This window comes from Streptomyces sp. NPDC025793, from assembly GCF_055558375.1.
This window is the reverse complement of sequence record NZ_JBVHMR010000043.1, coordinates 1-12739: the sequence shown is the minus strand read 5'-3', so window position 1 is coordinate 12739 and position 12739 is coordinate 1. Positions and strand designations below refer to the sequence as shown.

Annotated in this window: 8 protein-coding genes and 1 pseudogene; 3 read left to right on the top strand and 6 right to left on the bottom strand. The window is 73.5% G+C overall.

The features are described 5' to 3' along the window. Positions 1–91 precede the first annotated feature (91 nt). The 4 genes from ACZ4MF_RS40810 to ACZ4MF_RS40795 form a co-directional block, all read right to left on the bottom strand. A complete protein-coding gene (locus tag ACZ4MF_RS40810) occupies positions 92–5194 on the bottom strand; it encodes a hypothetical protein (RefSeq protein ID WP_467498335.1) in 5103 nt (1700 codons plus the stop codon). Next, positions 5191–6045: a DUF4132 domain-containing protein gene (locus ACZ4MF_RS40805; RefSeq protein ID WP_467498333.1), complete on the bottom strand. Its 855-nt coding sequence runs from the start codon at positions 6043–6045 to the stop codon at positions 5191–5193. The genes ACZ4MF_RS40810 and ACZ4MF_RS40805 overlap by 4 nt, the downstream gene beginning before the upstream one ends. 97 nt (positions 6046–6142) lie before the next feature. Beyond that, positions 6143–6301 (bottom strand): hypothetical protein, encoded by a 159-nt coding sequence (locus ACZ4MF_RS40800; RefSeq protein WP_467498331.1) that lies wholly within the window; start codon positions 6299–6301, stop codon positions 6143–6145. A gap of 30 nt (positions 6302–6331) precedes the next feature. Further along, positions 6332–6727: a DUF5997 family protein gene (locus ACZ4MF_RS40795; RefSeq protein WP_467498329.1), complete on the bottom strand. Its 396-nt coding sequence runs from the start codon at positions 6725–6727 to the stop codon at positions 6332–6334. Positions 6728–6832: 105 nt separating this feature from the next. Here ACZ4MF_RS40795 and ACZ4MF_RS40790 point away from each other — a divergent pair, with 105 nt between their 5' ends. Continuing rightward, positions 6833–7594, top strand: a complete 762-nt coding sequence (locus ACZ4MF_RS40790; RefSeq protein WP_467498327.1) for a LysR family transcriptional regulator substrate-binding protein — start codon at positions 6833–6835, stop codon at positions 7592–7594. Between the two features lie 83 nt (positions 7595–7677). Here the strand turns inward: ACZ4MF_RS40790 and ACZ4MF_RS40785 are convergent, their stop codons facing one another. Both ACZ4MF_RS40785 and ACZ4MF_RS40780 read right to left on the bottom strand, forming a co-directional pair. Further along, positions 7678–9147: an MFS transporter gene (locus ACZ4MF_RS40785; RefSeq protein WP_467498325.1), complete on the bottom strand. Its 1470-nt coding sequence runs from the start codon at positions 9145–9147 to the stop codon at positions 7678–7680. A 129-nt stretch (positions 9148–9276) separates the two neighbouring features. Next, positions 9277–9753: an Lrp/AsnC family transcriptional regulator gene (locus tag ACZ4MF_RS40780; protein WP_356023421.1), complete on the bottom strand. Its 477-nt coding sequence runs from the start codon at positions 9751–9753 to the stop codon at positions 9277–9279. A 229-nt stretch (positions 9754–9982) separates the two neighbouring features. Between ACZ4MF_RS40780 and ACZ4MF_RS40775 the strand changes: the two are divergent. Together ACZ4MF_RS40775 and ACZ4MF_RS40770 are read left to right on the top strand one after the other, a co-directional pair. Next, positions 9983–10546: pseudogene (locus tag ACZ4MF_RS40775) on the top strand (FUSC family protein); the annotation flags it as partial. A 112-nt stretch (positions 10547–10658) separates the two neighbouring features. Beyond that, positions 10659–12155: an FUSC family protein gene (locus ACZ4MF_RS40770; RefSeq protein ID WP_467498323.1), complete on the top strand. Its 1497-nt coding sequence runs from the start codon at positions 10659–10661 to the stop codon at positions 12153–12155. Positions 12156–12739: the final 584 nt, after the last annotated feature.

Sequence of the window (12739 nt, the reverse complement as noted above, 5' to 3'; positions counted from 1 at the left end):
CGGGAGTCCTTCGGTGCGGTGCGGACAGCGGTCGGTGAGAGGGCGCGGAGCAGGGGCCGGGGCGAGCCTCCTGACCAGGGCAGGCGGGACGTCATCGGCGCCGCCCCCGCCGGGTCGCCCGGGTGGTCAGTTCCTCGTACGCCGGGGCGTCGCCCGCGCGGACGCGGTCCCAGGCGCGCCGGAACAGCTCTGGCACCGGAAGCAGCGGTATCGCACGCTGCCGGGCGGGGACCGGATACAGGCACTCCTTCCAGGTCTCCACCGGCAGTGCGGGCGACTTCAGGTCGCGCCAGCCGCACGGCAGGAACAACGTCCGCCCGGCGCGCGGCCGCTTGGCCGTGACGACCAGGTCCGTGCCGGCCAGCTCGGTGCGGGCCTTCTTCAGCCGTGCGGGCCTCCAGCCGGTCCAGCGGGCGCAGTTGCGGTCCGTCGGATCGGGCAGGGCGAGCAGCTGGAGGTAGAGCGCGGCCGCGTCCTGGCTCAGGCAGTGGGCGTCGGCGACCTCGGCGACCAGGTCCGGCACGCTGACGGCCGGGTCCTGGGCGTGTCCCGTCAGGCCCTCGGTACCGGTCGCGACCGCGCGGCCCAGCTCCTCGCCGAGCAGCGTGCGCAGCATGCGCAGGCCGTGTCCCCGGTGCGGCCCCACCAGGCCCTCCAGCAGCCCGAACACGGCGTCGTCGGGGCCGGTGAGCCCGGCCGGGCGGACCAGGACCGTCTCGACGTCGTGGTACCAGGGGCGCAGGGCGAGCGCCTCGCCGATCCGGGTCGTGCCGTGTGCGTCGGCTCCGCCGGCCGCGGGCAGTCCGTAGGCCTTGCGCAGCTCCACCGCGGTGGGGCCGCCCTTCTCCGTCGACTCCACGCCCAGACCGAGCATCAGCTCCGGGTCGGACATCCGGCGCCGCACCGCGGCGAGCCCCTCCGGCAGGAGAGCGCGCAGCGGATGGCCGTACGGCAGGACGTAGGCCAGCGCGGCGAGTGCGCCGACCGCCCCCGCCAGGGTGTGTCCGCCGGGCAGCGCCTGCGGGTCCGCCGGGGTGAGCCGGCCGTCCTTGTCCCACCGCATCACCGTCGTACGGCTCAGCCACGGTGTGCGGGAAGGGTTGAGCACGTCCTCGGCGCCGCCGGCCCCCATTCCGGACAGCTCGGCGCAGAGGTCCTCGGGCAGCCGGACCAGCGAGTCGAACCGCTCGGTCCACATCCGCCCGGCGCAGTCGAGGTCCGGTCCCGCCGTCCACAGGGCGACCGGGTCGGCCGGCAGCAGCGCCCCCATGAGCGTCAACCGCGGCTCCATGCCGAGGCCTTGCAGCAGGGCGGCTCCGAACTCCAGCTGCTTCGGCTTCAGTCCGACGGCGGCGAGGCTCCCGGCGGGCGCCTCCTGCGGCACTCCGGCGAGCAGCACGGTGGCCTGGAGGGGCCCCAGCCCGCCGCCGGTCGCCGCGGTCAGCGCCTCGGGCGCCCCCGGCTGCCAGGGAGCGGCGCCCTTCGCCCGGACCAGGCCGATGACGGCGGCGAGGTCCTCGGCGGAGACCGTCGGGGTGTACCGCGTCTCCGCGTCCAGCGTGAAGTGAGCGACCGCGCCGAACGCGCCGGCCGGATCGTGGTCCAGCGCCAGCCACTGGATCCGGTCGTGCTGCCGGTCGATCCGGTGCGTACCGAGGATCACCACCGTGCGCCCGGCGCGGCGCAGCACCTGCCCGTCGCGCTGTTGCTGCTTCTCCTCCAGTGGTTCGCCCAGTACGACCTGCCGCAGTGTGCCGTCGGCCGACGCGAGCGGTCCCTCGCCGAGGGCCTCGCCGAGCAGCAGCAGTGCCTCCCGGTGCGCGTCGGAGAGGACGGGCGAGGCGGCCCGGTACAGCATCGCCCGCACGGCGCCCAGGACGGGCGGCCACGTGAGGCCGATCGCCGGGACGGTGTGCTCCTCGCTCGTCCAGCCGTCGGTGAGGGCGTCGAGCCGCTCCGGGCCGGGCAGTTGCCGGCCGTCGGCGGGCCTGCCGGACAGCACGTGGTTGACCGCGCGGATCTGCCGCAGCACGGTGTACCGCTCCCCGGGCCACCAGCCGTGCAGGCCGACGACACCGGACAGGGCGTCGGACAGCGTGCGGTCGTCGCCGTGCGCGGGGCTGTAGTCGGCGAACATGCCCTCGGTCCGGCTGCGCGGCTGCCGTGGCGGCTCCTTCGGGGGGCTCGCGAAGGAGAGGGCGGAGTCGGTGATGCGCAACGCCGACCTGACGAGCCCGGCGACACCGATGCGCAGCCGCTCGTCGGTGATCTCCGGGAAGAAGTGCTCCACGGCCTTCAGCACGATGAGGTCGGCGGTCGGCACGGCGGCCCTGGCGGTCTCGTCGTTCCCGGCCTTCGCCAGCGCTTTCTGGCGCAGCGTCAGCGTCTCGGTGGTCTTCCCGAGTGCCTCGGCGACCCGCTCGTCGCCCAGTGCGCGCAGCGCGGCCGAGCCCTGTTCGTCACGCGGGCGCAGCGAGTGCCAGAACGGCAGCGGAGGTACGAAGCGGGTCCCGGCGGCGTACTCACCGCCGCCGGCGTTCGGCGTCACGCGGCCCAGCAGGCCGTCGCAGGACGTGTCCTCGCGTGCGTAGAGCCCGAGTTGCCCGCCCGGGCGCGCGTGGTGGCGGCTCAGATGAGCCACCACGGGCTCGGCGTCGCAGGGCAGCCGCAGCGCGCCGAGGGGAACGCCCGCCGCGCCTGCGTCGCCCATCGCGAGCGACACGGTCCGCCCGTCCGGCGTCCCGGCCGTCCGGCGCTCCTCGGCACCGGCGCCCTCGGTGCGCACCCAGCGTCCGAGCACCGTGCCGTCGGTGCCGAACGGGCTGTGTTCCAGGCCGGGTTGCAGCGGCAGGACCTCGCACAGCTCGGGCAGCAGCTCGGCGTCCTCGCGGATGCCCGAGCGCAGCAGCGCGGGCAGGGAGGCGCGGCCGTGCGTGCCGGTGGCCGGGTCGTACTCCAGCCAGACCGTCCGGCGGCCCTGCCGGCCCTGGCGCCACAGGGTGGTGCCGTCGCCGATGACGGCACGGCACGGGGGCAGGTCCGTGTCCCCGGCGTGCAGCGTGCGGCCTCCGGTGGCACGGCCCCCGCCAGCCAGCGGGACCGACGCGATCGCCGTCTCCTGGCCGGACCACCAGGTCGGCAACGGCTCGCCGCCCAGCTCGAACACCTCGGCGGGCCGGGCCGACCAGTAGCCGTGCTGCTTGTTCTCGCTCCGCCACATCACGAGCAGTTCGCCGTCCACGAACCGGAATCGGGGGCGCTGCCGGCGGTCCGGTTCGTGCGGCACGCGCAGGTCGTGTGCGAGCAGTACGCGCTCCGGTCCGACGACGACCGCCTTGCGGCCGCGGCTCAGGATCAGCGCGGGCCAGGCCTCGTGGACGGCCAGTTCGTCGTCGCTGTCGTTCCGCTTCTTCTTGCGCCCCTGGCCGCCCTGGCCGCCCTGGCCGCCCTGGCCGGCTTTGCCGACCTCGCCGATCTCGTCGTCGAGCAGCGCCAGCGCCTCGTCGAGGGCGGGCCAGCCCAGTTCGTCCAGGACGCCGGCGCGCAGGGTCCGGCCGAGCAGCGGCGCGACCTCGTGCCCGGCGACCCGGGCCACCGCGTCCGGGGCGACCTCGGCGGCGATCACCCGGAACGGACGCAGCCGGTCGAGCGCCGCGCGGGCGCCCGGCAGGCCCACCGCGCGCGTGACGTCGTCGGCGGCCTCCTCCAGCCATTCCCGCAGCACATCGGAGAGCACCGGATGACCCGCGACGGACTTCAGCAGCTCGCCGGAGCGCTGATGGCTGCCGACCCGGCCCATGGTCCGGTGCAGCAGGCGCCGCAGCCGCGGGTCCGCCGCGACCGCCGCCAGGTCACGCCGGCCCTCCCGGGTGTCCAACAGCCATTCGGGCACCGGCAGATACACCGGTACGTCGGCGCCCGGCAGCGTCAGCGGGATCCGCTCGGCCGCGCACAGGTCCAGCAGATCGAGGTCGGCGCCCGCGTGCCAGCGTCCGGTGCACAGGTCCACCGGGCGGCCCGCGGCCCGCAGCAGCGGAGCCATGCGCTCGACCAGTGCCAGCGTGGCCGGGCAGCGCCGCGCGTACGATCCGCCGTGCTTGCGGAAGGCCGCCCAGCGGCTCAGCCAGTCCGCCGGATCGGCGCCGTGCTCCCGGGCCGCCGGCCCATCGGTCAGCAGCCGCTCGGTCCCGGTCTCCGCCAGCAGCGTCAGCCAGAACGCGTCGTCCTCGGCGTCCCGGCCGAGACCGGCCGGCATGATCTCCAGGAGCCGCAGCCGGACCTCCGGGCGGCGCTCGGCGAGGACGGGCAGCACCTGGCGGTAGGCGGTCCAGAAGGACTTCGGCGGGCGAACGGCGGCGGGCGAGGCGATCAGGTCGGCGACCAGCGCGCACTCCTCGGTGACCCGGTCCAGGCCCGCCGCCCTGATCAGCCCGCGCGCGTCCTGCGGCAGCGAGGCGTACGGCGGCATCCCGGCCGCGCAGCGCTCCACCGTGAGCTGCCGGAACTGCGTCCAGGCCGCCGCCGGGTCGAGCCGGGCGGTCAGGTCCCGCACATGCTCCTTGAGCGCCTTCACGGTCAGCGCCCCGGCGAACGCGAACTCCAGGAAGACGGCCCGCTGGCGCTCCTCGTCCACCGCGAGCGCGTGCACCCGCTCGGCCTCGCGGGCCTTGCCGAAGAACGCGGCCGCGTACGTGGTGTTCTCGTGCTCCAGGAAGACCCGCGCGGCCTGTTCGTAGAACGTCGGCAGGAAGTGCGGCACGGCCCGGCCCAGGCGCTCACCGAGTGCCTCGAAGCCGTCCTTGGCGCCTCCCGGCTTGGACTTGGCCTGCCGCGCGAGCCGCTCGACGTCCTTCACCAGGGCGAGCGCGTGATGGCCGTTGGCCGGGTCGTGGACCAGCGCCCAGGCCGGGAAGCCCAGCGTCTCCCGGCGCACCTGCCCGACCTCGGGAGTCTCCGGCTCGCGGGCCAGGCCCAGGAACTCCAGTGCCAGGTCCTCGGCCTCGCCGAGCGTGCCCGGCACCAGCCGGACGACCGGGCGGCCGTCCAGGGCGGCGTGCGTGTAGGTGCGGACCGTGAGAGCGTCGGCGTCCTCGCGCGCGGTGCTGCCCGGCGGCAGGACGGCGCCGGCATCCAGCAGCGCCGAGACGGCGGCCCCGTCGTGCCCGTCGTTCCGCTTGTCGCCGCCGTACGTCATGCCGCCCGCTCCTCGTCCTCGATGTCCCGCCCCGCGTAGAGCGCTGCCGCCATGCGCATGCCCTCCGACCAGGCCACCGGCCCGACCTGACCGAGCCTCAGGACCCTCCCGGTGGAATCCGACCAGGCCAGCGGGCCGGTCTCGGTCTCCGACCAGCCGTCGTAGTCGCCGATCCAGACGCGGGCCTCGGTGCTGCGGCCGTCCTCCAGGACCGGGCACACCGCGTACCCGCCGCGCACCCGGTAGCCGAGCTGGCCGGCCCTGCCGTGCAGGAAGCGCAGCTCCTTGAACGAACCGCCGGCGTATTCCTCGACCTGGGTCGCCTCCGCGTCGAGCGCGGCCGGGCGGTGCCAGACCTCGCGGAAGAGCTGCTGCGCGCGCTGCTCCACGCCCAGTTCGACGGCGAACTCCCGCAGCTCCTCCAGGTCGTCGAGCAGGACGGGGTGCGGGACGCGGACGAGGGCGGGGGAGATGCGGACGGTGTCGCCGTCGAGGTCGACGAGGCCGAGGCCGCGCTCGGGATCGGCGTCCCGCAGGAAGCCGGCGACCTGTCCGTCGGCGCCGGTGACGACGAGGTCGCGCAGCGCGGCCTGCCAGGCGGGGTCCGGCCACACGCGCGTGAGGACGTCGAGCGGGACCGGCAGCGAACGCACCATCCACCGCTCGGTATCGGCCAGGCACTGCCGCTCGTGCCGCTCCAGCCACTCCGTCAGCTGCTTCAGACCCACGACGGCCGGATCGTCCGCGATCTTCGGGGGCACCGACTTCAGCAGCCGCCCCGAGGCGTTGCGGCACACCACCTTCCCACCGTCGAGGGCGACTTCGTAGTCGCCGGCCGACACCCACCCCATACGTGCCTCCCGCACCCGCACTGATCAAGTGACGGGAACTGTAGGGCACACCACTGACAACGCCCGCGGGCCCTGGGGAGGACCGGCGCGGGGCCTCTCACCAGCGGGGCAGCCGCAGTTCGTGGTGCTGCCTGAGCCGGAGCCGCGCGCGGCTGTCCCGGGCATCACCGCCGCGACGGCGAGCACGTCGACGGCGCGCCGGCAGCACGACGACGCCCCCACCGCCGTACGACTCGGCGATGGGGGCGTCGGGCAAGCTCCAGGCGTTGCGGGGACGCTCGGTGCGTCAGGGGCGTGCCTGCTCCGCGCGCTCGGCGTTCCTCTGCTTGATCCGCGAGGCTTCCTTGCGGACCTCGGCCTGTGTGGCGCGCTCCTTCTCCAGCCACTCGGGCCGTTCCTGCTTGAGCGCCTCGATCTGCTCGGTGGTCAGCGCCTCGGTCACCCCGCCGCGCGCGAGACCGGCGATGGAGACGCCGAGCTTCGCGGCGACCACCGGACGCGGGTGGGGGCCGGTGCGGCGCAGCTCGCTCAGCCACTCCGGCGGGTTCGCCTGGAGCTCGTTCAGCTCGGCGCGCGTCACGACGCCCTCCTGGAACGAGGCGGGGGTGGCGGGGAGGTACACACCCAGCTTCTTCGCCGCGGTCGCGGGGTTCATCGTCTGGGTGCTCTGCTGCGAACTCATGAGGTCAAGGGTATCGGCCGTGTGCCCGGCCGCCGACCACGGCCGTGCGCGGCGGGGCGGGCCGCCGGTGACGGCCCGGCATCCGACGGCCGGTAACCTGGCCTGGTGACAGGCTCGGAGGAATCACCGTCGTTCCGGCTCGCGTACGTCCCCGGAGTGACGCCCGCCAAATGGGTGAAGACCTGGAACGAACGCCGGCCGGACACCCCGCTCACCCTCGTTCAGGTGTCGGCCGCCGAGGCACCCGGAGTGCTGCGCGCCGCCGAGGCCGACGCGGGCCTCGTTCGGCTCCCCGTCGACCGTACGTACTTCAGCGCGATCCCCCTTTACACCGAGACCACGGTGGTCGTCGTCCCCAAGGACCACGTGATCACGGCCGCGGACGCGGTGACCCTCGCGGACCTCGCCGACGAGGTGCTCTTCCACCCCCTGGACGACGTCTTCGACTGGGACGGTCCGCCCGGCGAGCCGGCCTTCGAGCGGCCCGCGACGACACCGGACGCGATCGAGCTGGTCGCCGCGAACGTCGGGCTCCTGGTCGTCCCGCAGTCCCTGGCCCGCCTCTACCACCGCAAGGACCTCACCTACCGCCCCGTCACCGACGCCCCACAGTCCGGCGTCGCCCTGTCCTGGCCGGAGGAGGCCACCACCGACCTGGTGGAGGACTTCATCGGCATCGTCCGCGGCCGCACGGTCAACAGCACCCGCGGCCGCACCCAACCGCCGGCCGAACAGAAGCCCAGGCGCTCCGAGGGCGCGGGCACCCGCCAGAAGCCCCAGGCGAAGTCCGCGGGCCGCACGCCCCGGGCCCGCACGGCGGGGGGCAAGCCGACGCCGAAGCGGGGGAAGCCGCGGCGCAGGTCGTGAGGCCGGCGGTGGCGGGAGCGGCGCCATGCGCGCCGCCTCGTCCCGCGGGCCGCCCCGTCCCGCAGCCAGGGGCACGACTCCGGCTACGCCCCCTGCCTGGCGGCCTCCGGTCTCTTGTCCTCCTCCGGATGAGAGCGTCGCTCGCGCTGGTCGGCGCAGGCCAGGACGAGGGCCAGCAGAATGATGCCGATGGACGTGACCAGGCCCAGTTGGAGCGCGGCCGCGGGGCTGCCGCGGCGGGCCAGATGGGCGAAGTACACCGAGCCCACGACCGCGATGCCGGCGGCCGAGCCGATGCGCTGGGCGGTCTGGAGGACCCCGCCCGCGGCCCCGCCCCGCCCCACCGGGACGCGGGAGAGGGTGAGGGTGGTGTTCGGGGAGATGGTCAGGCCCGAGCCGAGTCCGGCGACGAGAAGCGGCAGGGCGGCCCCCCAGGCCACGGCCCGCCCCGGCACGAACTGCACGGCCGTGACGACGCCGACCATCCCCACCGCCACCGTGCTCAGGCCGCCGATGACCGTCCGGCGCCCGAACCGCAGCACCAGTCGGCCCCCGAGCGCGGAGCCCGCCGCGGCGCCCAGCGCGAACGGCATGGACGACAGTCCCGCCGCGAGAGCGCCGTACCCCATGCTGTTCTGGAGGAACAGCGTGTAGACGAAGAACAGGGTCGTGAAGCCGCCGAAGTACACGAGGCTCAGCAGTGCGCCGAGCGTGAAGGAGCGCAGCCGGAACAGCCCGAGGTTGATCAGCGGCGCCCGGCCGCGCCGCCCCTGGTGCCGCTCCCATGCCCAGAACGCGGCCAGCAGGCCGGCTCCGGCCGGGAGCAGTGCCCACTTCGACCGTCCGTGCCACTGCTGGTTCTGCACGAGGGGCAGCATGAGGGCGAGCACGCCCGCACCGAGCAGCAGGACGCCCGGCAGGTCGAAGCACTCGCGCCTGCCCGCCGAACCGGGGGAGCGAGGCAGCAGTCGCAGGGCCGCGCAGAAGACGGCCACGCCGATGGGCAGGTTGACGTAGAAGACCCAGCGCCAGCCCTCGGGGCCGCCGGACGCCTGGATCAGCAGGCCGCCCGCGAGCGGTCCGACCGCGGTGGAGATCCCGATGGTGCTGCCCATCATGCCGAACGCGCGCGCCCGCTCCGGGCCCTGGAACATCTGCTGGATCAGCGCCGAGGTCTGCGGCGCGATCAGCGCCGCCGACGCTCCCTGGAGCAGCCGGAACAGCACCAGCCAGACGGCACCGGACGACAGTCCGCACGCCGCCGACGCCAGCGTGAACAGGGCGAGCCCGGTCAGGAAGGTCTGCCGCCGCCCGCGCATGTCCCCGAGCCGGCCCGCCGGGACGAGGCAGAGGCCGTAGGCGAGCGCGTAGCCGGACATCACCCAGGACAGGTCGGCCTCGTCGGCGTGCAGCCCGCGTTCCACCGAGGGCAGGGCCACGTTCACGATCGAGGTGTCCAGCAGCGTCATGAAGGCCGCGGTCAGACAGACGGCGAGCGCCTTCCACCGCCGGTCACCGACGACCTGCACCGGTCCGGCCTGGTCTGTGGTCATGCGATCACGCTATGCAGTCATGGCCGCGTGCGCACGACGGGGACTCGCCGGCGGTCGTGCCCGACGCACGTCATGTCGTACCGTCCCGCGCCGGGCTCCCACGGGCCGCGCCGATCGGCGGGCCCCGCCTCAGGTGCGGGACGCCCGGCCGACCGACTCCACCAGGGGCAGCAGCCGGTACGGGACGCGCTCGCGCAGCGCCACCTCGGTGCGGGTGCGCACCACGCCCGGGAGGCTGATCAGCTTCTGGATGACGTCCTCCAGATGGGCGTTGTCCCGGCCCACCACGCGCGCGAGCAGATCTCCGCCGCCGGTGATGGAGAACGCCTCCACGATCTCCGGTACGGCGGCCAGCGCGTCCCCCACGTCGTCCAGATGGCCCTGGGTGACCTCGATGTGCACGAACGCCAGCACCGGATGGCCCAGCGCGGCGGGGGAGAGGGACGGGCCCGTGCCGGTGATCACGCCGTCGCGTTCCATGCGGTCCAGCCGGGCCTGGAGCGTGCCGCGGGCGACGCCGAGAACGCGGGCGTACTCGCGCACGCTGGTGCGCGGCTGCTCCAGAAGCAGTCGCAGGATGCGGGTGTCGAGTTCGTCCACGGCCATGACCGGTGACTGTACCAATGGCTCAGGAATGCCGCCGGGACGCAGACCGTCCGACCTGGTCCGTTGGCTTTTCCATGGACGCCGTCGCGCCGTCCGAGCTGTGCCAATGGACCAGCGATTCGGCGATCACTTGAGCCAGTGAGCCGAATGATGCTCTCATGGAGACGTCGATGGCGCTGCGGATCCCGCGGCGCCTTTTCTGTGCCGGAGTTCCATGGGGAGGGCAGCAGTGCCGAAGAGGATGTTCGTGGCGCCGGACCCGGGCCGGGCGCGGTTGCGCTTCGCCGCGCGGGCCGTCCTCGGCATCGGGCTGGCGGTCGTCGTCTGCTTCGCCGCCGGACACTCCCTCGTCGGCGCGGTCACCGGCGGCCTCGCCGCGCTGCTCGCGCTGTTCACCGTGGCCGACGCGACCGTGCGGGAGCAGGCGGTCACCACCGCGCTGCTGCCCGTCGTGGGTGTGCCGGTGCTCGCCGCCACGGCCGAGCTGCACGCGTTCCCCGTCGCGCGCGACCTCGCCTTCCTGGCCGTCGTCGGCGCCGGGGTGTACGCGAGCCGTTGGGGGTCGCGCGGCCACAGCCTCGGCGTGTTCGCCCTCATGACCTTCTTCGTGGCCCAGTTCGTGCACGCCACCCCGGAGCAGCTGCCCGAGCTGTACGCCGCCGTCCTGCTGTCCGTGCTGAGCGCGGCCGTGGTGTGCTTCGGGCTGTGGTGCTACGAGCGCCGGCTGTCCCCGACCGCCGCACCCTCGGCCCCGTTCGCGCCGGCCGGGACCGGCCTCGCTCGGGTGACCAGTGGGTGTGGGCATCTTCGGCAGTCTGCGGGTGGACTGACGCTGACTCTTTGCCGAGTTTCCTGACTGTGTGTCAGTTCTGTGGGTTGATCGTTTTGGGTGTCAGGGAGATGTCGTGTTGAAGCGGGTGTTCGTCGCGCCGGATCCGGGGCGGCTGAGGTTGCGCAGTGCTGCGCGGGGTGTCCTGGGTGTCGGTCTGGCGGTGACGGTGTCGGATCTGGCGACGCAGTCGCTGCCGGCGGCGATCGCTGGTGGGCTTGCCGCGCTGCTCGCCTTGTTCACGGTGGCCGACGGGTCGGTGCGGGGGCAGGCGTTCACGACGGCTCTGCTGCCGGTGGCGGGCTTCCCGGTGCTGGCTCTCGCGGCGGTGTTGCACGATTTCCCGTGGGTGCGGGACGTGGCCTTTGTTGCCGTCCTCGGCGCGGGGATGTATGCCCGCCGGTGGGGGCCGCGGGGCCACGCTCTGGGGACTTTCGCGTTCATGATGTTTTTCGCGGCGCAGTTCCTGCACGCGGTGCCGCGCCAGTTGCCGGAGCTTTACGCGGCGGTGGCCCTTGCCCTGCTGGCGTCCTCGGCGGTGCGCTTTGGCCTGTGGTGTTACGAGCGGCGGCTGTCGCCGCCCGCTGTTGTGGTGCTGGGGCCGGGCGGTTCAGGTTTTGCCCGGGTGACCACGCGCCACGCGGTCCAAGGGGTGGCGGGCGGCGCTTTCGCTCTGTTGGTGGGGCAGCTGGTGTCGCACGAGCGCTGGTATTGGGCTGTGGGTGCGGTGTGGTGGATTTTCGTGAACACCACCTCGCGGGGCGAGACCCTGGTGCGGGGCTTTCGCAGGGTTCTGGGCACGGTGATCGGTATCGCCATTGGCCTGGTGATCGCTGTGCCGCTGGACGGGGCTGGTGCTCCCACCGCGGCGCTTGTCGCGGTCTGCGTGTTCGGCATTTTCTACACGGCGGCGGTGTCGTATACGTGGATGATGCTGGCGGTGACGGTGATGGCCGGGCTGTTGTACGGCCTGTTGGGGGTGCTGAATCCGGGGCTGCTTGCTCTGCGTGTGATGGAGACGGGGGTGGGGGCGCTCGGCGCGGGGCTCTCGGTGTTGTTGGTACTGCCGGTGACCACGCACGCCACCACTGACGCGTGGATCCAGCGAGCGCTGCACTGTGTCCATGCGTGCACTTCTGAGGCTGCGGCCCGCCTGGCCGGCTCTCCGGCTGCGGATCCGGCCCGGTATGTCGCTGAACTGGAGCTGCTGTTGGGCAGGGTGAGGCTGTCGCTGGCGCCGCTGGTGCACCCGTTCACTCCGCTGCGGGCGCGTAAAGCGCGGGCCCGTCAGGTGATCGAGCTGCTGGACCGGTGTGCCCGGGAGGTGCGTGGCCTGGCATCGGTCGCGGCGGATCCGGATGCTTCCCACGACGCGAGGCTTGCGGCAGCGTGCTGGCGGGTGGAGGCAGCAGTGGAGGCACTCGTCACGCCCGGTGCCACGCCAAGCGAGGGTCATGCGGCGGTTGCAGCACCGCATCCTTCCGGTGGCGAACTGGCGTTGGCCCATCTGCATGGCCTGGAACAGGCTCTGAAAGCACTCGCAGTCCCGTTGCAAGGCCCCGTCGCGTCCTGACGGCCGCCGCCCCAGGAGGGTTGCGAGGCTCGTGCACCGTGACGGCGCCCACTGCGCGATGTATTCGGCCAAGGGCCTGGAACATGCGGTGTCTGCCAGGGGTGTGCGTGTACTGAATGGGCTTGATCCGGTTCGGGTCCGGCTGTGTGGCGAGTGCGGAGCTGACTGGCGGTCAGAGCTGACCTCGGTACCACCTGGCACAGGTTGTATAGACCGTCTTCGGGCGTCCACGTCAGTCCAGGGCGTGTGCGTAATAGCAGGTCAGGGCATCGCGGTCCGGGGGAGTCGGCGTAGTTGGCGACAGATGTGTGACAGCGCCTGTGAGGCGTTCGACGGCAGGCCCCTGCAGGCGCGGCCGGTGGTGGCTTCCGAGCGGGTGTGCCGCAGTGCCCGGCGTTGGCACCGTACCCCTCGGGTTCTCCCCCATCGAGCACTCGACGCGAGGGCGCTGTGATGACACACGTCTTGCGGCAGATACGGCCCGGGGCCGGTTGCGTCCAGGGAAGTGGTGTACGGGTTCGACCTGATCCGGGGGTTTGCTCCGGCATCGGGATGGTGCCCGCATAGATGAACGGCCACCGGCT

Bases quoted from the DNA above. Each gene is read 5' to 3' on its own strand.
- ACZ4MF_RS40785 (WP_467498325.1), bottom strand. From the start codon at position 9,147: ATGACCACAGACCAGGCCGGACCGGTGCAGGTCGTCGGTGACCGGCGG.
- ACZ4MF_RS40805 (WP_467498333.1), bottom strand. From the start codon at position 6,045: ATGGGGTGGGTGTCGGCCGGCGACTACGAAGTCGCCCTCGACGGTGGG.
- ACZ4MF_RS40810 (WP_467498335.1), bottom strand. From the start codon at position 5,194: ATGACGTACGGCGGCGACAAGCGGAACGACGGGCACGACGGGGCCGCC.
- ACZ4MF_RS40780 (WP_356023421.1), bottom strand. From the start codon at position 9,753: ATGGCCGTGGACGAACTCGACACCCGCATCCTGCGACTGCTTCTGGAG.
- ACZ4MF_RS40795 (WP_467498329.1), bottom strand. From the start codon at position 6,727: ATGAGTTCGCAGCAGAGCACCCAGACGATGAACCCCGCGACCGCGGCG.